The organism is Pseudomonas sp. PS1(2021) (genome assembly GCF_020405165.1).
Classification (GTDB): Bacteria; Pseudomonadota; Gammaproteobacteria; order Pseudomonadales; family Pseudomonadaceae; genus Pseudomonas; species Pseudomonas aeruginosa.
The window spans coordinates 4,056,378-4,077,027 of the sequence record NZ_CP084484.1 but is presented as its reverse complement, the minus strand read 5'-3'; the positions used below and the strand labels follow the sequence as shown (position 1 = coordinate 4,077,027).

Here is a 20,650-nt window from a genome sequence, read left to right as displayed (position 1 = left end):
TTGCCGAAGGTTTCCACGCAGCACGCGGTACGCGGGTACCACTTGCGGCAAGGTGCTGGGCAGCGTCGGGCAAGTCGAGTAGAGTGCGCAAAAATTGAGCAGTTGCCGTTCATGTTCGACACCCGCCTCATCCGTCTGCCCGACCAGTCGCACACCCACGCCCACGAGCATCACCAACTGGTGATGTCGCTGGCCGGGCGCGCCGAATTCGAGGTCAACGGCTGTGGCGGGGAAGTCTGCCGGATGCGCGCCTGCCTGGTGCCGGGCGAGGCGGGCCACGTGTTCGCCGGGGTGGGCGACAACCGCATGCTGATCATCGACCTGGGCGAGGACAACCCGACCCCGGAAGACCCCGACCTGCTCGCGCGCCTGTTCGAGGCGCCGCGCTACCCGACCCTGGACGCCGACTTCCAGAACCTGCTCAGCTACGCCGGCGCCGAACTGGCCCGCTACGGCAGCGACCCGCTGCTGACCCGTGCCCTCGGCGGAGTGCTGATCCGCGCCCTGCACCTGCGCCTGTTCGGCGAGCAGCAGCCCCTGGCGGCCAGCGGGCCGCTCGACCTGGAGCGCCTGGACGCGCATATCGTGCGGAACCTGGCGCGGCGCATCACGGTCGCCGAACTGGCCCAGGTCGCCTGTCTCAGCCCGAGCCATTTCCACGCGCAGTTCAAGGACAGCGTCGGCCTGACCCCGCACCAGTACCTGCTCAAGGTCCGCCTCGACTGCGCCGCGCGGTTGCTGCGGGAAAGCCGCCTGCCTCTGGTGCGGATCGCCGAGGAATGCGGCTTCTCCAGCCAGAGCGCGCTGACCACGGCGATGCGCCGCTACCTGGGGCTGACGCCGAAGTCGCTGCGCAAGGGCTGAGCGCCATCCGCCACCTTCGGCGGATAACCGCAGGCGGTTATTCGCCCTACCGGGAGTGGTGTAGGACGGATAACGGCGCGGACGTCATCCGCCGAGCGAATTCGTCCCGCACGGCCTGTCTCAGAACGCCACCTTCACCCCCGCCTCGATGCCGCGTCCCGCCGCCGGCACCCGGTCGCGCAGGATCGAACTGGCGTAGCGCACGGTCTGGTTGGTCAGGTTGGTGCCCTTGACGAAGGCCAGCCAGCGGCTCTCGCCGAGGTCGAAGTTGTAGCCGAGGCTGGCGCCGAGGGTGGTGTAGCCGTCGGTGGAGAGTTCTTCCTCCGGCACGCGGTGCTGCGAGGCGGCGTGTTCGACGTCGACCCGCGCCTGCCACTGCTGCAACTCCCAGATCAGCGCGGTGTTCAGGCGCAGCGGGGCGATGCGTGGCAGCGGTTCGCCGGTGTCCTTGTTCTTGGCGCGGGTGTAGTCCCCGGAGAGTTCCAGGTCGAAGTTGCCGTACGGGCTTTCCAGCAGGTGGATGCGGTCCTGCGCCTCGACGCCGTAGAAGTCCGCGCGAACGCCGCTGTAGAGGTATTCCGGCAGCGCCTCGTCATCGCCGGCGGCGACCACTTCGCCTTCCTCGTTGCGATGGCGACCGCTGGCGAGCAGGCCGATGTAGTTGGAGAAGCGGCTGTAGAACACCCCGACGCTGCCCTTGTGCACGCCGTTGTCGAAGCGCAGGGCGAGGTCGGTGGAGACCGCCTTTTCCTTGTCCGCGTCGGCATCGCCTACCTCGTAGGTGCCGGTGGCGGCGTGCGGACCGTTGGCGTACAGCTCGTAGAAGGTCGGGGCGCGCTCGGTGTAGCTGAGGGTGGCGGCCAGCGACCAGATCGGCGTCAGCTTGTACACCGCGCCGGTGGACAGGCTGCCGGTGGTGAAGCTCTGCGAACCGTCGTTCTCGGCGAAGCGCTCGTTGCCCTTGGCGTCGGGGTCCACGCGGGTGTGCTCCAGGCGGGCGCCGAAGCTGAGGTCGAGGCGGTCGCTGAGCTTCCATTCCTCCAGGGCGAACAGCGCGGCGCTGTCGGTTTCCGTGTGCGGCACGAAGGCTTCCTCGCCGAGGGCGGAGAAGCGGCTGTTGGCGAACTGCGCGCCGACCACCCCGTTCAGCGGGCCGAGCGGGCGGTGGCGGGCCTCGATGCGGCCTTCGTAGCCTTCGTTCTTGAAGGTGGTGCCGGTCTCGCCGTCCTCGATTTCCTTGTGCTCGTACTTGGTATAGGCGGCGTCCAGCTTCAGCGAGGTGAACGGGCCTTCGAGGTCGCGGATCTCGGAGGCGAAGGCGTAGCGGTCCTGCTGCATCTTCAGGCGCACGTCGTCCTCGGCCGGCGAGCCATAGTTGCTGTCGTAGCCGCTGTAGGAGAGGCCGGCGTAACCGTGCTCCCAGTGATAGGAGCCACCGACGGCGCCGCCGTCCTGGCGGCCGTCGCTGTTCTGCACCCGATGCTTGCCGGTGTCGCCGTCGATCTGCCGCTGGCGGCTGGAATGGGCGTAGCCGGGAATCCTGACGTCGTTGAACTCGCGGCTGGCGGCGTCCACGTGCAGGGCGAAGTTGCCGTCGCCGGCCTCCAGTGCGCCGGAGCGGCTACGGGTGGTGTCGGCGCCGCCGTAGCGCAGTTCGCCGCTGCCGTGGATGCCGTCGACGGGTTCGCTGGGGATGCGGTTGTCGAAGCTGTTCACCACCCCGCCGATGGCATTGCCGCCGTAGAGCAGGGCGGCCGGGCCGCGTACCACTTCCAGGCGCTCGACGCTGTTGGGGTCTTCCGGCACCGCGTGGTCGTAGGACAGCGACGAGGCGTCGAGCGCACCGACGCCGTTGCGCAGCAGGCGGATGCGATCACCGTCCATGCCGCGGATCACCGGTCGGCTGGCGCCCGGTCCGAAGTAGGTGGAGGACACCCCGGGCAGGCCGTTGAGGGTTTCGCCGAGGCTGCCTTTCTGTCGCAGGGTCAGCTCGTCGCCTTCGAGCACGCTGCTGGGCGTGGCGGGAGATTCGTTGCCCAGCGGGTTGGCGGTGATCACCTGGGAGGGCAATTCGCTGGGGCGGCCGTCGGCGCCGAGCGTTTCCCCCGAAACGATCAGGCAGGCCAGCGCCAGTGGCGTGAGAGGCCAGAGCGGACGGGAAGGGAAAAGGCCGGAAGAGGACATTGCGGGCTCCATGGTCATGGGTCGGACTTTTTTCAGGCCAAAGCGAACCCAGGCCCTTCCCGGAGGAAGGGCGACGGGGTCGGATCGGCGTATTTATTGGGATGTTATATTATTTCTTTTTGTGTCGGTAGACCCGCGTAGCCACTCTGCATGGCGTCGTGCCGACGTGCAGCGGCAATGTCCGCATGCCTGCCGGCGAAGAGGAACGGGAAAGTTCCGCAGCCAGGAGTTTTCCGCAAAAACTCCAGAGTCTTTCGCAAGAATCGCCCCTCTCGCAGCCACTACATTCCGCTATCCGCTGGTGCCTCGCGCCGGCGGAATGGGCCTGACCCATACTGATCCGTATTCCCGCGCCACAGGATGTGCCGCGCCGCCGGCACAACCCGCCGGCGGCGGTGCCCCGGGCAATGGACGCCTGGCCGGACTTCTTTCAATAACAATGGCTCCACAAGAGGAGGGCGTGATGTTCAAAGCCAGTCACGTCTTGCAGGGCGAGGACCAGACCCGGTCCGCAGCCGAATTCTTCCCTGTCATCAGCGCCAACTACGCGGTCGACGAGGAAGCCTACCTGGGCGAACTGCTGCAGCTCGCCGACCCCGGTCCCGACGGCATCGAGGCTATCCGCCGCAACGCCCGCGCACTGATCGAAACCGTGCGCAGCCGGGACAACGCCGTCGATACCCTCGACGCACTCCTGCGCCAATACAGCCTGGACACCCAGGAAGGCCTGATGCTGATGTGTCTGGCCGAGGCGCTGTTGCGTGTGCCTGACGCGGCGACCGCCGACGCGCTGATCCGCGACAAGCTGTCCGCCGCCGACTGGCAGCGCCATCTCGGCCAGAGCGACAACGTTCTGGTCAATTTCGCCGCCTGGGGCCTGGTGATGACCGGCAAGGTGGTGAACATCGACGAACGCACCGACGGCCGCGCCCCGAGCGTCATCAGCCGGCTGGTGCAGCGCTCTGGCGAACCGGTGATCCGCGCCGCGATGAACCAGGCGATGAAGCTGATGGGCAAGCAGTTCGTGCTTGGCCGGACCATCTCCGAAGCGCTGAAGAACGGTCGTCCATGCCGCGAGCAGGGCTACACCTATTCCTTCGACATGCTCGGCGAGGCCGCGCTGACCGCCGCCGACGCCGAGAAATACATGGCCGACTACCGCCAGGCCATCGACACCGTCGGCGCCGAGCCGCAGGTCGGTCCGGGGCCGCGGCCGTCGATCTCGATCAAGCTCTCGGCGCTGCATCCGCGCTACGAAGTGGCGCAACGCGAGCGGGTGCTCAGCGAGCTGTTCGCCAATGTCCTGGAACTGGCGGTGCGCGCGCGCAAGCTGAACGTCGGCATCACCATCGACGCCGAGGAAGCCGATCGCCTGGAGCTGTCCCTCGAACTCTACGAGAAGCTGATGCGCGACCCGGCCATCGCCGGCTGGGGCGAGTTCGGCCTGGTCATCCAGGCCTACTCCAAGCGCTGCCTGCCGGTGCTGGTATGGCTGACCCTGCTCGGCCGCGAGCTTGGCGCACGCATCCCGCTGCGCCTGGTGAAGGGTGCCTACTGGGACAGCGAGATCAAGCAGTGCCAGGTGCAGGGCGCCGATGGCTACCCCGTCTACACCCGCAAGGAAGGCACCGACACTTCCTACCTGGCCTGCGCCCGCTACCTGCTCAGCGAGCACACCCGCGGGGTGATCTACCCGCAGTTCGCCAGCCACAACGCCCACACCGTGACCGCCATCCTCGCCCTGGCCGACGAAGCCAGGGCCGCCGGCGGCGAGGAGCGCGACTTCGAGTTCCAGCGCCTGCACGGCATGGGCGACGCGCTGTACGACACGGTGATCGAAAAGTACCGCCGCAACGTGCGCATCTACGCCCCGGTCGGCGCGCACAAGGACCTGCTGCCGTACCTGGTCCGCCGCCTGCTGGAGAACGGCGCCAACTCTTCCTTCGTGCACAAGCTGGTGGACCCGCGCGTGCCGGTGGAGACGCTGATCCAGCACCCGGTTACCCAACTGCGCCAGTTCAAGACGCTGGCCAACGACCGTATCCCTCTGCCCCAGGCGATCTTCGGCGCCGGGCGGAAAAACTCCCAGGGCATCAACATGAACATCCAGAACCAGTGGAACGAGCTGGAGCTCGCCTACAAGCCGCACCTGACCCGCCAGTGGCAAGCCGCGCCGATCGTCAACGGCGAGAAGCTCTCCGGCCCGGCCCACGAAGTGCGTTGCCCGTACGACCTGGAGAGGCTGGTCGGCAGCGTCCAGTACGCGTCCGCCGAGCAGGCCGGCAAGGCCCTCGACGTGTTGCAGGCGGCCTGGCCGCGCTGGAGCGCCACCCCGGTGGACGAGCGTGCCGGCATCCTCGAGCGTCTCGCCGACCTGCTGGAAGCCCAGCGCGGCGAGCTGATGGCGCTGTGCACCCTGGAAGCCGGCAAGTCGTTGCAGGATGGTATCGACGAGATCCGCGAGGCGGTCGACTTCTGCCGCTACTACGCCCAGCAGGCCCGCCAGCGCCTGGTCCGCGAGGAACTGCGCGGCCCGACCGGCGAGCGCAACGAGCTGTTCTACGAAGGCCGCGGCATCTTCGCCTGCGTCAGCCCGTGGAACTTCCCGCTGGCGATCTTCCTCGGCCAGATCAGCGCCGCGCTGGTGGCCGGCAACACCGTGCTGGCCAAGCCGGCCGAGCAGACCAGCCTGATCGCCGCGCGCACCGTCGAACTGATGTTCGAAGCCGGCCTGCCGAAGGACGTTATCGCCCTGCTGCCGGGCGACGGCGCCACCCTCGGCGGCGTGTTCTGCCGTGACGCGCGGGTCGCCGGGGTGGCCTTCACCGGCTCCACCGACACCGCCCGCATCATCAACCGCCAACTGGCCGAGAAGCCCGGCGCCATCGCCACCCTGATCGCCGAGACCGGCGGGCAGAACGCGATGATCGTCGATTCCACCGCTTTGCCGGAACAGGTGATCAAGGATGCGGTACAATCCGCGTTCACCAGCGCCGGCCAGCGCTGCTCCGCGCTGCGCGTGATGTACGTGCAGCAGGACATCGCCGAGCGGGTGATCGAGTTGCTGAAGGGCGCCATGGCCGAGCTGAAGGTCGGCCCGACCGAGGTGCGCGTCAGCGACGTCGGCCCGGTGATCGACGCCGAGGCCAAGGCCGGCCTGGAGCAGCACATCGCCGCGCTGAAGGCCGCCGGCAAGCTGATCGCCGAGACCAAGGTGCCGGGCAACCTGAACGGTCACTTCGTCGCTCCCGTCGCGTTCGAGATCAGCGGCATCGACGAGCTGAAGAAAGAGAACTTCGGCCCGGTGCTGCACGTGGTGCGTTATGCCGCGCAGGACCTGGAAAAGGTCGTGCAGGCGATCAACGCCACCGGTTTCGGCCTGACCATGGGGGTCCATAGCCGCAACGAGGAAACCGCCCGTCGCATCGAAGAGCTGGCGCGGGTCGGCAACCTCTACATCAACCGCAACCAGATCGGCGCGGTGGTGGGCGTGCAACCGTTCGGCGGCCACGGCCTGTCCGGCACCGGTCCCAAGGCCGGCGGGCCGAACTACCTGCTGCGTTTCGTCAGCGAGCGCACCACGTCGGTGAACACCACCGCGGTGGGCGGCAACGCGTCGCTGCTGTCGCTGGCCGACGCCGAGTGATACTCCGTTCCCGGGCGCCTTGGCGCCCGGGTCGGTTTCCGGGGTTCGCCGCAGCGAACGCCGAGGGAAATGACCGCCGTTCCGGTGCGTGCCCGGAACGGACCATAAAGGACGATTTTCCCTGCCCGACAGGGGAGGGATCGTGAGGCGTGGGCCTGTTCGGACTCGTTTGAGGCCACCCACGTTTCCGGCTTGCTCCGGCAAGCGCTCACGGAGTGACGCCACAAGCGCCATTCTGCCAACCAAGGGCCCGCTACCCGTTGCTTGCACACGCAAGGGCCCGGATAAAAACAAGCAATAGGGGAGTCCCTATGAGTGTCAATACGCCCACGCTGATCACCTTCGTGATCTACATCGCGGCCATGGTCCTGATCGGCCTGGCGGCATATCGCTCCACCAACAACTTCTCCGACTACATCCTCGGTGGCCGCAGCCTCGGCAGCTTCGTCACGGCGCTGTCCGCCGGCGCCTCCGATATGAGCGGCTGGCTGCTGATGGGCCTGCCCGGCGCGGTGTACCTGTCCGGCCTGTCCGAAAGCTGGATCGCCATCGGCCTGATCGTCGGCGCCTACCTCAACTGGCTGTTCGTCGCCGGCCGCCTGCGGGTGCAGACCGAGCACAACGGCAACGCGCTGACCCTGCCCGACTACTTCACCAACCGCTTCGAGGACAACAGCCGCCTGCTGCGGATCTTCTCGGCCCTGGTGATCCTGGTGTTCTTCACCATCTACTGCGCTTCCGGCATCGTCGCCGGTGCGCGCCTGTTCGAGAGCACCTTCGGCCTCTCCTACGAGACCGCGCTGTGGGCCGGCGCCGCGGCGACCATCGCCTACACCTTCATCGGTGGCTTCCTCGCGGTGAGCTGGACCGACACCGTGCAGGCCTCGCTGATGATCTTCGCGCTGATCCTCACCCCGGTGATCGTGATGCTCGCCACCGGCGGCGTCGAGCCGACCTTCACCGCCATCGAGCTGAAGGACGCGACCAGCTTCGACATGCTCAAGGGCGCCTCCTTCATCGGCGTGATCTCGCTGATGGCCTGGGGCCTGGGCTACTTCGGCCAGCCGCACATCCTGGCGCGCTTCATGGCCGCCGACTCGGTGAAATCGATCCCGGCCGCGCGCCGCATCTCCATGACCTGGATGATCCTCTGCCTCGGTGGCGCCGTGGCCGTGGGCTTCTTCGGCATCGCCTACTTCCAGGCGCATCCGGAGCAGGCCGGCGCGGTCAGCGAGAACCCCGAGCGGGTATTCATCGAGCTGGCCAAGATCCTGTTCAACCCGTGGATCGCCGGCGTGTTGCTGTCCGCCATCCTCGCCGCGGTCATGAGCACCCTGAGCTGCCAGCTGCTGGTCTGCTCCTCGGCGCTCACCGAGGACTTCTACAAGGCCTTCCTGCGCAAGGGCGCCAGCCAGCTGGAACTGGTCTGGGTCGGTCGCGCCATGGTGCTGCTGGTGGCGGTGATCGCCATCTGGCTGGCCTCCAACCCGGAAAACCGCGTGCTCGGCCTGGTGTCCTATGCCTGGGCCGGCTTCGGCGCCGCCTTCGGCCCGCTGGTGCTGTTCTCCCTGCTGTGGAAGCGGATGACCCGCAACGGCGCGCTGGCCGGCATGATCGTCGGCGCGGCGACGGTGATCCTGTGGAAGAACCTGTTGGGCTGGACCGGCCTGTACGAGATCATCCCCGGCTTCCTCTTCGCCAGCGTCGCCATCGTCGTCTTCAGCCTGCTCGGCAAGGCGCCTTCGACGAGCATGCTCAAGCGCTTCGACGATGCGGAGCAGGAGTACCGCGAGGCGCACCAGGGCTCCGCCGCTCCGGTAACCCAGCGCTGATCGAGCCTGCGGGCGGGTAAAGCGCCCGCGCATGGAGACGGCCCGCCCCGCAAGGTGCGGGCCGTCGTTTTTTCCGGCGGCTGCTGCGCCTCTCCGCGCAGGACGGATAACGGCAGCCGCGTTGTCCCTGTCCCGCCGCGCCGCTCAGGCGTCCCGCTCCAGCCGGCAAGCGTGCCCCGACTGTCGTGCCTCCAGCCTCAGCCATTCGAAGAATGCCTTCACCGGCGGATGACGTTCCCGTCCGGGCACGCATAGCGCGCTGTAGCCGGCGCCGTCGACACTGATATCCGCTCTGTAGGGTTGCAGCAGGCCGCTGGCGACGCTTTCCGAAACCAGGATCGAACTGGCCAGCACCAGTCCCTGGCCGGCGATGGCCGCCTGCAGGGCATAGTGCTCCTCGTCGTACTGGCGGATCACCGGCTGGCCCTCCATCCAGTCTTCGCCGGCCTGCGCGCACCAGGCCTCCCAGCCGTGGGCGTAGAGCCTGGAGTTGTGCCAGCGCACGCTGATCAGGGTCGGCTGCCGTTCTGCGGCCAGGGCGACCTGGGCCGGCGAGCCGTAGACCGCGAAGCATTCGTCGAACAGGCAGAGACCGTAGAAGTTCGGATGGTCGTCGAGGCTGTAGCGGATCACCAGGTCGATGCTGGCGTCCTGGTGCAGGTCGAGGACTTCGCAGTTGGTGTCCAGGCGCAGGTTGATCTGCGGGTGCGCGGCGTAGAAGCGGCCGAGACGCGGCACCAGCCAGAGGGCGGCGAAGGCCGGGGTGGTGGAGACCGTCAGGTTGCCTACGCTGCGCTGCGGACGCAGCGTGTCGACGCTCTGCGAAATTTCCAGCAGGGCCCCGTGCAGGCTGCGGAACAGCCGTTCGCCGCAGTCGGTCAGGCGCACTTTCCGTGGCAGGCGCTGGAACAGCGGAACGCCGAGCCAGGCTTCCAGCGAACGGATCTGGTGGGAAACCGCGGTTGGCGTTACCGCAAGCTCCTCGGCGGCGGCCTTGAAGCTCGACTGGCGGGCCGCCGATTCGAAGGTGCGCAACGCGGTCAGCGGCAGGGAAGCGAACATTGGAATCTCCATGGGTGAACTGAATTCACCCTGAACAACTATTGCTCATTTGTCGGGAACCCCCGCTGCCAATAATTTCTGGCTCCAGGAGAAGGGCCTTGAGGCCATTCGAGTCTAGCCGAATCCAAGGAGATACAGATGAGTAGAATTCTTGCAGTGCATGCCAGTCCGCGAGGCGAGCGCTCGCAGTCCCGGCGTCTCGCCGAGGTTTTCCTGGCGGCCTATCGCGAAGCCCATCCGCAGGCCCGCGTGGCGCGCCGCGAAGTCGGCCGGGTACCGCTTCCGGCGGTCACCGAGGCCTTCGTCGCCGCCGCCTTCCATCCCCAGCCGGAACAGCGTTCGCTGGCGATGCAGGCCGACCTGGCGCTGAGCGACCAACTGGTCGGCGAACTGTTCGACAGCGACCTGCTGGTGATCTCCACGCCGATGTACAACTTCAGCGTGCCCAGCGGCCTGAAGGCCTGGATCGACCAGATCGTGCGCCTCGGGGTGACCTTCGATTTCGTCCTCGACAATGGCGTCGCCCAGTACCGGCCGCTGCTGCGTGGCAAGCGTGCGCTGATCGTCACCAGTCGCGGTGGCCATGGCTTCGGCCCGGGCGGCGAGAACCAGGCGATGAACCACGCCGATCCCTGGTTGCGCACCGCGCTGGGTTTCATCGGCATCGACGAGGTCACGGTGGTCGCGGCGGAAGGCGAGGAATCCGGCGGCAGGTCCTTCGAGGACTCCTGCGCCGAGGCGGAACAGCGCCTGCTGGCGCTGGCGCGGTCGGCCTGAGGAGCCGCCATGGCCTGGTTCCATCTGCTGGTGGCGGCGGCCTTCGAGGTCGCCTTCGCCATGGGCATGAAGTTCTCCAACGGCTTCGGCAGACTCTGGCCGTCGTTGCTGACGGTGGTCGCGGCGATCGGCGGGATCTATTTCCTGACCCTGGCGCTGCGCGAGTTGCCGGTCAGCGTCGCCTATCCGATCTGGACCGCGATCGGCTCGCTGGGCACGGTGTTCCTCGGCGTCCTGCTGCTTGGCGAGAGCCTGACGGCGGTGAAGCTGGTTTCTGTCGGGTTGATCGTCGCCGGGGTGGCCGGGCTCAAGTAAGCGATGCGGCATTTGGCCTACAATCGGCCGCGTTTCCGTTCCTTCGAGAGCAGCCATGCTGACCACCCTGGCGGTGTCCAACTACCGCACCCTGCGCGACCTGGTGATGCCGCTGCGGCGCCTGAACCTGATCACCGGCGCCAACGGCGCCGGCAAGTCCAACGTCTACCGGGCCTTGCGCCTGCTGGCGGACAGCGCGCGCGGCGAAGTGATCCCGTCGCTGGCGCGCGAGGGCGGCCTGCCATCGACCCTGTGGGCGGGACCGGAGGACATCAGCCGGGCCATGCGCAGTGGCGCCCAGCCGATCGAAGGCAGCGTGCGCCGGCAGTCGGTGAACCTGCGCCTGGGCTTCGCCGGGGAGGATTTCGGTTATTGCATCGACCTCGGCCTGCCGGAGCCAAGCCAGAGCAAGTTCGGTCTCGACCCGGTGATCAAGCGCGAATGCATCTGGGCCGGCCCGTTCCTGCGCCCGGCCAATGTCCTCGTCGACCGTCGCGGGCCGTTGTTGCGCGCACGCGGCGGCGGCGGTCGCTGGGAAGTGGCGGCGCAGCACCTCGCCACCTTCGACAGCATGCTGGGCGCGGCGGTGGACCCGCGACAGGTGCCGGAACTGCTCGGCCTGCGCGAGCGGATCCGCTCCTGGCGCTTCTACGACCATTTCCGCAGCGACGCCGAGGCACCGGCGCGGCGGCCGCAGATCGGCACCCATACGCCGGTGCTGGGCGCCGACGGCGCCGACCTGGCCGCGGCCCTGCAGACCATCCGCGAGATCGGTGATGCGGCGGCGCTGGACGAGGCGGTGGACGATGCCTTTCCCGGCAGCCGCCTGCACATCGACAACCCGGGAGGGCGCTTCGAAGTGCTGATCGAGCAGCCCGGCCTGCTGCGGCCGCTGCGCACCGCGGAGCTGTCGGACGGCACCCTGCGCTACCTGCTGTGGATCGCCGCCCTGTTGTCGCCGCGGCCGCCGGCGCTGCTGGTGCTCAACGAACCGGAAACCAGCCTGCATCCCGACCTGCTGCCGGCCCTCGGGCGCCTGGTCGGCCAGGCCGCGCAGCACTCCCAGGTGCTGGTGGTGTCGCACGCCGCGCGGCTTGTCGCGACGCTCGAAGAGCACCCGGAATGCCATTCGCTGGGGCTGGAGAAGGACTTCGGCGAGACCCGCATCCAGGGGCTGCGCGAGCTGGACCGACCGGCCTGGTACTGGCCGGTGCGCTGAACCGCTACAGGCGGCCGATCTGTTGCGGCGACAACGGTACCTGGCAGCGGGTGGCGGTGCGTGGGTCGAGGTAGTCCCTGAGGAGCGGTGCCATGCCCTTGAGTACCTGCACTGGCAGGGCCGAGGTGAACTTGAACTGGCTCGACTCGCTGCCGTCGACGTAGGCGGTGAGGGTACCGAAGTGCCGCGGGCCGATGTAGAAGACGAAAGTGGCGGTGCGGTTCAGTGCCTTCGAACTGCGCACGTGGCCGCCGGCGCTGAAGGTCTGCAGGCGGTTGTCGCCGGTGCCGGTCTTGCCGCCCATCACCAGTGGCGCGCCGTCCGGACGGCTGAAGGTGCCTTGCAGGCGCCGCGCGGTGCCGGCGTCGACCACCTGGGACAGCGCGTTGCGCAGGGTCGTGGCGACCTCCGAGGTCATCACCCGCTGGCCGAGGGTGGCTTCCGGGGCGAAGCGCGTCTCGTAGGGCGTACCCAGGGCGAAGTCGAGGTGCTCCAGGCGCAGGGTCGGCATGCGCACGCCATCGTTGACGATGATCCCCATCAGTTCGGCCAGCGCCGCCGGGCGGTCGCCGGAGCTGCCCAGGGCGGTGGCGTAGGAGGGCACCAGGTGATCGAAGGGATAGCCGAGTTTCTTCCATTGCTGGTGCAGGTCGAGGAAGGCCTCCACCTCCAGCAGGATGCGGATGCGCTTGTCGCGGGCGTTCTTGTGCCGCGACTTGAACAGCCAGCCGTAGACCTCCTTGCGCTCGGCGCCGCTGGCCGCCACCGCCTCGCCGAAGGTCGCCTGCGGCTGCTTCTGCAGATAGCCGAGCAGCCATAGCTCCAGCGGGTGCACGCGGGCGACGTAGCCCTGGTCGTTGAGGTTGAACTTGCCCGGGCCGTAGCGCTCGTACAGCTCGGCGGCGCGCTTGTCGGTCAGGCTGCCGCGGGGCAGGCGTTCGCGGAGGAAGGCGCTGAAGCTCGCCAGGTCTGCCTGTGGCTGCAGGTAGCGGTGGATCGCGGCCAGCCGCACCGGCCAGGGACGCAGGCCGTCGAGGAAGGTCTCCAGGCGCTGGTTGGCGTCCTTGTCGCGGTACTTGACCCAGAAGCGGCGCAGGTAGACCTGGCTTTCCTTGTCGACGAAACGGTCGAGGTAGTCGGCGCGGCGCGGGTCCTTGTCGTCGGCCAGCAACTGCACCTTGCTCCCGGCGTTCTGGTAGATATCGTGGCGGATCAGGTCGCGCAGCAGGCGCACGAAGGGCAGGTTGATCGATTCGCGCAGGGCTTCCAGCAGCATCGGCCGGCGGCCGTTGTCTTCCTTGCGGAAGTTGTTGAAGGTGTGCAGCCCGCCGCCGGTGAAGAAGCTCTCGTAGGGGCTGGCCGAATAGCGCCGTTCCATGGCCGCCTGGAGCATCGCGGAAAGATCGCGGTCGCGGCTGGCGACCAGGTAGTCGATGCCCCAGCGGAGGATGAAATCGAGCGGCTCCACTTCCACCTTGCGCAGCTCGGCGACGCTCATGCCGCCATAGTCGCGGTGGATCTGCGCGACGGTCTCCAGGTAGCTGGCCAGCACCCGTAGCTTGGCGGTGGAGCCCAACTCCAGCTTGCTGCCTTCGTTGATGTCGAAGGGCTGGTCGGTGTTGTCGGTCTGCACCCGCACCTGGTTGCCGCTCGGCGTACGTTCGAACAGGGTGAAGCTGTAGCGTACCGAGCGGGTCGAGGTCGGGGTCAGCAGGCGTTCGCCGATCAGCCCGAGCTGGGCGGCGTAGTCCGGGTCGGCGAGTTTCTGCAAGTAGGCGGTGACGCTTTCCTGCAACTCGTGCTGGAGGGTGGTATTGGCCCGCAGGTCGAGACGGTCGAGGTCGTAGAGTGGCACGCCGAGCATCCCGGCCAGGCGGGTGCGAGCCAGGGTCACGCCCTTGTTGGTCGGCAGCGGTTGCACCGTCGGCTGGCTGCGTGGGTCGCGGAACGCCAGCTTCTGCGCCAGCGCCGCATCGCGTAACGGCGCCTCGATGACGCCGGCCTGGGTCAGGACCCGCAGGTGGCTGTCGGTCATCCGGTCCAGCTCGTCGCGGCCGCGCGGCGCCAGATAGAAGGAAGGCCGGCGGTGGGCGATCATCAGCGCCAGCACCTGGCGCAGGGCCAGGCCCTGGGCGGCGAGTCCGGCCTTGCCGTCGAGTGCCTCGCCGACCTGCCGGTAGTCGGCGCCGTACCAGACCCACAGGCCATCGGCCAGGCCGGTGACCTCGCCGTAGCCCGGCGCCGCCGACAGCGGCACCGAGTTGAGGTAGGTGAGCACGATGTCCTGGCGCGCGGCGAAGTTGGCCGGGCCTTCGCGATAGCTGCGTACGCTGGCCGAGAGCATCTGCCGCAGCTTGTCGCCGATGCTGCCGGTGCGCCCTTCGGCAGAGTGGCGGTATTTCTCGATCTGGGTCGCCAGGGTGCTGCCGCCGGAGGAGTGCGCGCTGAAGCCGAGCATCTTGCCGACCTGCGACAGCGCCGCCTGGGTGAAGCGACCCCAGTCCACCGCCGGGTTGAGGTAGGGGCGTTCGTGATCGAGCAGGTCGCGGTTCTCGATGAACAGCAGGCTCTGCACCACCAGCGGCGGCAGGCTGGCGAAGTTCGCGTAGCGCCGTTGCGGATAGCGGAAGTCGTAGATCGGCACGCCGCGGCAATCGGCGATGTCCAGCCCGGCCTGGGCCTTTTCCGCGTAGGGCGGGAACAGCCGGTGTTCGGCGTAGCGCATCAGTGCCGGGGAGAAGTGCGCCTGGCGGGTGATGGCGTAGTCGCGGTCGTACAGGCGCTGCATGAACGAAGGCAGCAACTGGTAGCCGAGGCGGCGGTCGAAGGGGCCGTCCGCCGGGAACAGGATGGCCTCGCTGGGACCCTGGCGCACCTCGTAGTCCAGGGTCGCGGCATAGCGTGCCAGCTCGCGTGCCTGCAGCCGCGAGGTGTGCGCTTCGTGAAGTACCACGATGCCCACCGCGGCGAGGATCGGCAAGGCGAAGCCGATCAGCATCAGGCGTTGGCGGAGACGGCTTTTTCGAGGAGAAGCGGAGGCAGGGAGACTGCAGGGTTGCAGCTCGGAAGGGTCGTTCGTGGATCGTTCTGATGCACCCATGCTCGCACCGCCTGTAGCTGCGCAATTCATCCGCACCTGGGGGGAAGTCTAGTTGTCCCGCTGCAACCCTGCTGTCATTCGTGCAAGGAAAATCTCCCCGGCGGCAATCGGACGACCGAGGATTGGAGCGGCGTGGCGCAGGGGTTAGAGTGTCTGTCTGAGTTCCTTGTGTTTCGGGTCCGGAATGTCGATGCGCACACTTTTCTCCCTTCTCGTCGGTGTCGTCCTGGCGGGTTTCTCCGGCCTCGCGGCGCAGGCCGCGCCGGCGCCCTTCTACAAATGGCAGAGCAAGCTCGACGGTCAGGTCGCCTGCATGCAGACCTCGCCGGGAGACGGCTGGGTCAGGCTCGACGGCCCCTACCGCGATCTCCGCTGCCGCGAACCCCTGCGCTGACCCCATGCAGCGCAGCCGGCTGCTCGAGCGCAGCTGGCGCCTGCAAGGCCAGCGCGAAACCGTCCACTCCCGGCTCGGCCGGCCGCTGTCCCTGCTGCCGCGCGCGCGGCCCAGGGAGTGAATCCATTCAGCGTTGGCGGTCCTTACGCCTTTGGTCCAGTTGCCCCATCGCGGGGCATGACGGCCTTGAAATCTTGTGTAAAACTCCGGCCCGACCTCAGTTGTAGTCGACTCCCGCAATGCCCACGTTCGCTCCACGAGAGCGGACAGCCTCTTCCGGTGTGCAGTCCTGGAACCTATGACGCCCCGTCGTCGCCCGCTGTGCGGTATCGCGCAGGGGCCGCGCCGTTGGCGAAATCCGCTTCCCTACCCCGACCGCACGAGCGAGTCCGCAACTGATCTATCTCAATAACAAAATGAGGTTGTTCCCATGTCGTCTGTCGGCGAACAGAAGGTTCAAGACGGCTCCCTGAAGCGCGAGCTCGGTGAGCGACACATCCGCCTGATGGCGCTCGGCGCCTGTATCGGCGTCGGCCTGTTCCTGGGCTCGGCGAAGGCCATCCAGATGGCCGGCCCGGCCATCATGATCTCCTACATCCTCGGCGGCCTGGCGATCCTGGTGATCATGCGCGCCCTCGGCGAGATGGCGGTACACAATCCGGTGGCCGGTTCCTTCAGCCAGTACGCCAAGGACTACCTGGGCCCGCTGGCGGGCTTCATCACCGGCTGGAACTACTGGTTCCTCTGGCTGGTGACCTGTGTCGCCGAAATCACCGCCGTCGCCGTCTACATGGGTATCTGGTTCCCCGACGTGCCGCGCTGGATCTGGGCCCTGGCGGCCCTGGCGAGCATGGGCACGATCAACCTCATCGCGGTGCGTGCCTTCGGCGAGTTCGAGTTCTGGTTCGCCCTGATCAAGATCGTCACCATCCTGGCGATGGTGGTGGTCGGCATCGGCATGATCGCCTTCGGCTTCGGCAACGACGGCATCGCCACCGGCATCTCCAACCTCTGGGCCCACGGCGGCTTCATGCCCAATGGCATCCAGGGCGTGCTGATGTCGCTGCAGATGGTGATGTTCGCCTACCTCGGGGTGGAAATGATCGGCCTCACCGCCGGCGAAGCGCGTAACCCGACCAAGACCATTCCCAGCGCGATCAACTCGGTGTTCTGGCGCATCCTGCTGTTCTATGTCGGCTCGCTGTTCGTGATCATGTCGCTCTATCCGTGGAACGAGATCGGCACCCAGGGCAGCCCCTTCGTGATGACCTTCGAGCGCATGGGCATCAAGACCGCCGCCGGGATCATCAACTTCGTGGTGATCACCGCCGCACTGTCGTCCTGCAATGGCGGCATCTTCAGTACCGGGCGCATGCTCTACAGCCTGGCCCAGCATCGCCAGGCCCCGGCCTTCTTCGGCAAGGCCTCGCGCAGCGGCGTACCGCGCCGGGCGCTGATCCTGTCGATCCTGGCGCTGCTGCTGGGCGTGTTGCTGAACTACCTGGTGCCGGAGAAGGTATTCGTCTGGGTGACTTCCATCGCCACCTTCGGCGCGATCTGGACCTGGGCGATGATCCTGCTGGCCCAGTTGCGCTTCCGCAAGACGCTCAGCCCGGCCGAGTGCGACAAGCTGCAATACCGCATGTGGCTGTACCCGGTCAGTTCCTACCTGGCGCTGGCGTTCCTGGTGATGGTGGTGGTGCTGATGGCCTTCTTCGAGGACACCCGCATCGCCCTCTACATCGGCCCGCCGTTCATCCTGCTGCTGACCGTCCTGTACTACGCCTTCAACCTGGCGCCGAAGGAGCCTGCCGGCACCGGCTCGGTAAGCCGCGCGGCGTCCTGAGCGGTGTAGCGCCGGAAAAGAAAAGGGGCCTCGGACGAGGCCCTTTTTTCGTTGCGCCGATATCCGGTCCGGTGCATCCGGCGGATAACGCCGTTGGCGTTATTCGCCCTACCCAGGCTGGGGCATCAGCCCGCCAGCATGCTCAGCATCACCGCCGCCAGCAGGCCGACGTACACCCGTGCATGCAGCGCATCGGGAATCCGCCCGATCAGCGGGGTCGCCAGGCGGATGCCGAGCCAGCCGCCGCCGGCCAGGGTGGCGAAGGCCAGCAGGTCGATGTAGCCGACGAAGCCTCGGCCCAGGCCTTGCTCCTGGTAGCCGGCCAGGACCAGGTAGGTAAGGGTGCCGCCAAGAGCCACCGGCAGGCTCAGCGGGTTGGCCATGGAGGTCGCCTGGGTCATGCTCAGCCCGCAGCGGCGCAGCAGTGGTACGGTCATCACGCTGCCTCCGACGCCGAGGAAGGTGGCGATCGCACCGATCAGCGTTCCGCCCAGGCGCGTCTCGCCGACGCCCAGCGGCCGCGCCTGGCGCTCCTCGGCGCGGCTGAGGAAGCCGCGACGCAACAGGCAGTCGAGGATGGTGATGGCGAGGTAGGCGACGAAGGCCAGGCGAATGAAGTCGCCGCTGGCCAGGCCGACCAGCGCCGCGCCAAGCACCGCGCCGATACCGATGTACCCGCCCAGCGGCCAGACATAGGCGCGCAGCAGGCTGCCGGCGCGCCGGTGGCGATAGGTGGCGAGGGCAGCATTGACGATCATCACGCAGGTCGAGGTGGCCACCGCGACCTGCATGGCCGCCTGGGCCAGCGGGTCGTCGGCGGCGCGACCGAGTTGCAGCAGGTGATAGAGCAGCGGCACCACCACGAAGCCGCCGCCAAAGCCGAACAACACGGCGCTGACCCCGGTGAGGCAGCCGCAGAGAAAGAGCAGGAGATAGAACATGGCGGGTTTCCGGAGCGAGAGCGGAAGGCCAGCTTAGGCGTCCCGGGACTGGCCCGCTTCGCGAGGTTGGCCAATACTATTCGCGTTTCGGCCAGGTGCTTCGACCATGCGCAACGCTTCCATCGAGCAGTACGACGCCACGCCCCGGGCCGTGGTGGCCATGGGTACCGACTATCCCGACGGCTACCTGCTGCCGCGCCATCGGCATCGTCGCGCGCAATTGCTGTACGGTGCCAGCGGGGTGATGCAGGTGCGTACCGGCGACGCCGGTTGGGTGGTGCCGCCACAGCGCGCAGTGTGGATTCCGCCGGGCGTCGAGCACGAGGTGCGAATGCTCGGGGTGAGCACCCGCAGCCTGTACATCGAGCCCGGCAGCGCCATGGCGATGCCGGCGCACTGCCAGGTGCTGGCTGTGTCGCCGCTGCTGCGGCAACTGTTGCTGGCGGCGGTGGACATGCCCCTGGAATACGACACCGAAGGTCGCGACGGCGCGTTGGCGACGCTGTTGCTCCATGAGCTGGCGGCGGCCGAGACGCTGCCGCTGCACGTGCCCTTGCCGCCCGAGCCGCGCTGGCTGGCGCTCTGCGAGGCGTTCCTCGTCGAGCCCGACATCCGCGCCAGCGCCGAACGCTGGGCCGGGTTGCTGCATACCAGCCTGCGCAGTTTCAACCGCACCTTCCGTCGCTACACCGGCCTCAGCTTCGGTGCCTGGAAGCAACGCGCCTGCGTGGTGCAGGCACTGGCGCGGCTGGCCGGCGGCGAAACGGTCACCGCCATCGCCCTGGACTGCGGCTACCAGAGCCCGGCAGCCTTCTCGACCATGTTCCGCCGGGTCCTCGGCCAGCCGCCCAGCGCCTTCCAGGCGGGCGCGCTCAGATCGCCAGGAGGTCCATGAAGCGGTTCACCGGCGTGGCTTCCAGCGATGCCTGGTGGCTGCACAGGTCGAAGATCCTCTGGCAGCGCTGCGGCGGGAAGCGCGTGGCCAGGTTGGCCTTGAACTTCTCCTGCAGCAGCGGAATGCCTTCGGCGCGCCGGCGGCGATGGCCGAGCGGGTACTCCACGGCGACCTGGCCGGTGCTGCTGCCGTCGTCGAAGAACACTTCCACGGCGTTGGCGATGGAGCGCTTGTCCGCCTCCAGGTATTCACGGCTGTAGCGCGGCTCCTCGACGATCTCCATTTTCTCGCGCAAGCGGTCGATCAGCGGGTGGGCGGCGTGGAAGGCGTCCTCGTAGTGCTCGGCCACCAGGTCGCCGAAGATCAGCGGCACGGCGGTCATGTACTGCAGGCAATGGTCGCGGTCGGCGGGGTTGGCCAGCGGGCCGACCTTGGAAATGATGCGGATCGCCGACTCGTGGGTGGTGATGACGATGCGGCTGATCCGTTGCAGGCGGTCCTTCACCAGCGGATGCAGGCGCACGGCGGCCTCGGCGGCGGTCTGCGCGTGGAATTCGGCGGGGAAGCTGATCTTGAACAGCACGTTTTCCATCACGTAGCTGCCGTAGCCCTGGGGGAAGCTGAAGCGCCGCTTGTCCTCGGGCTTGGTCGCCAGGTCCTTGCTGGTGTGGCTGAACAGGACATCGTAGAAACCCCACTGCGGCGCGCTGAGCACGCCGGGAATGCCCATCTCGCCGCGCAAGGCGATGTCCGCCAGGCGCACGCCGCGGCTCGTCGCGTCGCCAGCGGCCCAGGACTTGCGCGAGCCGGCGTTCGGTGCGTGACGGTAGGTGCGCAGGGCCTGGCCGTCGACGAAGGCGTGGGAGAGGGCGGCCAGCAGTTGCTCGCGGTCGGCCCCCATCAGCTTGGCGCAGACGGCGGTGGACGCGACCTTGACCAGCAGCACATGGTCGAGGCCGACGCGATTGAACGAGTTCTCCAGGGCGATCACGCCCTGGATCTCGTGGGCCATGATCATCGCTTCCAGTACCTGGCGCATGCTCAGCGGCGCTTCGCCGTTGGCCAGGCGTTTCTGCGAGAGGTGGTCGGCGACGGCGAGGATGCCGCCGAGGTTGTCCGAGGGATGGCCCCACTCGGCGGCCAGCCAGGTGTCGTTGTAGTCCAGCCAGCGGACGATGCAGCCGATGTCCCAGGCGGCCTTGACCGGGTCGAGCCGGAAGGAGGTGCCCGGCACCCGCGCGCCGTGCGGGACCAGGGTGCCCTCGACCAGCGGGCCGAGGTGCTTGGTGCATTCCGGGAAGCGCAGCGCCAGCAGGCCGCAGCCGAGGGTATCCATCAGGCAGTTGCGGGCGGTGTCCAGGGCCTCCGTGGAATCGATGCGGTAGTCCAGCACGTAGTCGGCTATGTCCTGCAGGACGGCGTCGTAGTCGGGACGTTGGTTGAGATCGACGTTGGCACTCATCGCGTACTCCAGTGGTTCGTAAGTGGTGGGTTTCCTCTCGGGTCAGGCTGGTTCGGGGATGGTTTTTCTTGTCGTGGCTGCAAGACGCCCCGGCCTTTCGCGGTGGCGGAAGG

14 protein-coding genes are annotated in these 20,650 nt (G+C 67.7%); 9 read left to right on the top strand and 5 right to left on the bottom strand.

The window, feature by feature from the left end:
* Positions 1–111: 111 nt before the first annotated feature.
* Positions 112–864 (top strand): AraC family transcriptional regulator, encoded by a 753-nt coding sequence (locus LE197_RS19595; RefSeq protein WP_003085585.1) that lies wholly within the window; start codon positions 112–114, stop codon positions 862–864.
* Between the two features lie 120 nt (positions 865–984).
* Here the strand turns inward: LE197_RS19595 and LE197_RS19590 are convergent, their stop codons facing one another.
* Positions 985–3,048, bottom strand: coding sequence for a TonB-dependent receptor (locus LE197_RS19590; RefSeq protein ID WP_003101985.1), 2,064 nt, complete (start codon positions 3,046–3,048; stop codon positions 985–987).
* 463 nt (positions 3,049–3,511) lie between these two features.
* On the opposite strand from LE197_RS19590, the gene putA reads away from it, so the two are divergent.
* Positions 3,512–6,694: a bifunctional proline dehydrogenase/L-glutamate gamma-semialdehyde dehydrogenase PutA gene (gene putA, locus LE197_RS19585; protein ID WP_003114187.1), complete on the top strand. Its 3,183-nt coding sequence runs from the start codon at positions 3,512–3,514 to the stop codon at positions 6,692–6,694.
* A 311-nt stretch (positions 6,695–7,005) separates the two neighbouring features.
* On the top strand, positions 7,006–8,526 hold the full coding sequence (gene putP / locus LE197_RS19580) for a sodium/proline symporter PutP (protein WP_003103073.1): 1,521 nt from the start codon (positions 7,006–7,008) through the stop codon (positions 8,524–8,526).
* A gap of 144 nt (positions 8,527–8,670) precedes the next feature.
* On the opposite strand, the gene LE197_RS19575 is transcribed toward putP, so the two are convergent.
* Complete coding sequence (locus tag LE197_RS19575) at positions 8,671–9,600, bottom strand: LysR substrate-binding domain-containing protein (RefSeq protein WP_003123025.1); 930 nt, start codon at positions 9,598–9,600, stop codon at positions 8,671–8,673.
* A 126-nt stretch (positions 9,601–9,726) separates the two neighbouring features.
* On the opposite strand from LE197_RS19575, the gene azoR1 reads away from it, so the two are divergent.
* From azoR1 to LE197_RS19560, 3 genes are read left to right on the top strand one after another with little or no spacing between them, the layout of a single operon-like run.
* A complete protein-coding gene (gene azoR1, locus LE197_RS19570; RefSeq protein ID WP_003120774.1) occupies positions 9,727–10,365 on the top strand; it encodes an FMN-dependent NADH-azoreductase AzoR1 in 639 nt (212 codons plus the stop codon).
* 9 nt (positions 10,366–10,374) lie between these two features.
* Positions 10,375–10,680 (top strand): DMT family transporter, encoded by a 306-nt coding sequence (locus tag LE197_RS19565; RefSeq protein ID WP_003103070.1) that lies wholly within the window; start codon positions 10,375–10,377, stop codon positions 10,678–10,680.
* A gap of 55 nt (positions 10,681–10,735) precedes the next feature.
* Positions 10,736–11,899, top strand: coding sequence for an AAA family ATPase (locus LE197_RS19560; protein WP_003109755.1), 1,164 nt, complete (start codon positions 10,736–10,738; stop codon positions 11,897–11,899).
* 4 nt (positions 11,900–11,903) lie between these two features.
* Here LE197_RS19560 and LE197_RS19555 read toward each other — a convergent pair whose 3' ends face one another.
* The gene (locus LE197_RS19555) at positions 11,904–15,029 is read right to left on the bottom strand and encodes a transglycosylase domain-containing protein (RefSeq protein WP_003123023.1); all 3,126 of its coding nucleotides are present in this window, start codon (positions 15,027–15,029) and stop codon (positions 11,904–11,906) included.
* 154 nt (positions 15,030–15,183) lie between these two features.
* Here LE197_RS19555 and LE197_RS19550 point away from each other — a divergent pair, with 154 nt between their 5' ends.
* Both LE197_RS19550 and LE197_RS19545 read left to right on the top strand, forming a co-directional pair.
* The gene (locus LE197_RS19550; RefSeq protein WP_003147247.1) at positions 15,184–15,393 is read left to right on the top strand and encodes a hypothetical protein; all 210 of its coding nucleotides are present in this window, start codon (positions 15,184–15,186) and stop codon (positions 15,391–15,393) included.
* Between the two features lie 430 nt (positions 15,394–15,823).
* Complete coding sequence (locus LE197_RS19545; RefSeq protein ID WP_003103066.1) at positions 15,824–17,239, top strand: amino acid permease; 1,416 nt, start codon at positions 15,824–15,826, stop codon at positions 17,237–17,239.
* Positions 17,240–17,364: 125 nt separating this feature from the next.
* Here LE197_RS19545 and LE197_RS19540 read toward each other — a convergent pair whose 3' ends face one another.
* Complete coding sequence (locus LE197_RS19540; RefSeq protein ID WP_003145750.1) at positions 17,365–18,180, bottom strand: sulfite exporter TauE/SafE family protein; 816 nt, start codon at positions 18,178–18,180, stop codon at positions 17,365–17,367.
* 106 nt (positions 18,181–18,286) lie between these two features.
* Here LE197_RS19540 and LE197_RS19535 point away from each other — a divergent pair, with 106 nt between their 5' ends.
* Entirely contained in the window at positions 18,287–19,075 is a 789-nt protein-coding gene (locus tag LE197_RS19535) for an AraC family transcriptional regulator (protein WP_003103062.1), read from the top strand.
* Here the strand turns inward: LE197_RS19535 and prpD are convergent.
* On the bottom strand, positions 19,053–20,537 hold the full coding sequence (gene prpD / locus LE197_RS19530; protein WP_003103059.1) for a 2-methylcitrate dehydratase: 1,485 nt from the start codon (positions 20,535–20,537) through the stop codon (positions 19,053–19,055). The genes LE197_RS19535 and prpD overlap by 23 nt on opposite strands.
* Positions 20,538–20,650 lie beyond the last annotated feature (113 nt).

Excerpts from the sequence above, each read along its gene's own strand:
- LE197_RS19595 (WP_003085585.1), top strand. The coding sequence starts at position 112 with ATGTTCGACACCCGCCTCATCCGTCTGCCCGACCAGTCGCACACCCAC.
- LE197_RS19590 (WP_003101985.1), bottom strand. The coding sequence starts at position 3,048 with ATGTCCTCTTCCGGCCTTTTCCCTTCCCGTCCGCTCTGGCCTCTCACG.
- putA (WP_003114187.1), top strand. The coding sequence starts at position 3,512 with ATGTTCAAAGCCAGTCACGTCTTGCAGGGCGAGGACCAGACCCGGTCC.
- putP (WP_003103073.1), top strand. The coding sequence starts at position 7,006 with ATGAGTGTCAATACGCCCACGCTGATCACCTTCGTGATCTACATCGCG.
- LE197_RS19575 (WP_003123025.1), bottom strand. The coding sequence starts at position 9,600 with ATGGAGATTCCAATGTTCGCTTCCCTGCCGCTGACCGCGTTGCGCACC.
- azoR1 (WP_003120774.1), top strand. The coding sequence starts at position 9,727 with ATGAGTAGAATTCTTGCAGTGCATGCCAGTCCGCGAGGCGAGCGCTCG.
- LE197_RS19565 (WP_003103070.1), top strand. The coding sequence starts at position 10,375 with ATGGCCTGGTTCCATCTGCTGGTGGCGGCGGCCTTCGAGGTCGCCTTC.
- LE197_RS19560 (WP_003109755.1), top strand. The coding sequence starts at position 10,736 with ATGCTGACCACCCTGGCGGTGTCCAACTACCGCACCCTGCGCGACCTG.
- LE197_RS19555 (WP_003123023.1), bottom strand. The coding sequence starts at position 15,029 with ATGAATTGCGCAGCTACAGGCGGTGCGAGCATGGGTGCATCAGAACGA.
- LE197_RS19550 (WP_003147247.1), top strand. The coding sequence starts at position 15,184 with ATGTCGATGCGCACACTTTTCTCCCTTCTCGTCGGTGTCGTCCTGGCG.
- LE197_RS19545 (WP_003103066.1), top strand. The coding sequence starts at position 15,824 with ATGTCGTCTGTCGGCGAACAGAAGGTTCAAGACGGCTCCCTGAAGCGC.
- LE197_RS19540 (WP_003145750.1), bottom strand. The coding sequence starts at position 18,180 with ATGTTCTATCTCCTGCTCTTTCTCTGCGGCTGCCTCACCGGGGTCAGC.
- LE197_RS19535 (WP_003103062.1), top strand. The coding sequence starts at position 18,287 with ATGCGCAACGCTTCCATCGAGCAGTACGACGCCACGCCCCGGGCCGTG.
- prpD (WP_003103059.1), bottom strand. The coding sequence starts at position 20,537 with ATGAGTGCCAACGTCGATCTCAACCAACGTCCCGACTACGACGCCGTC.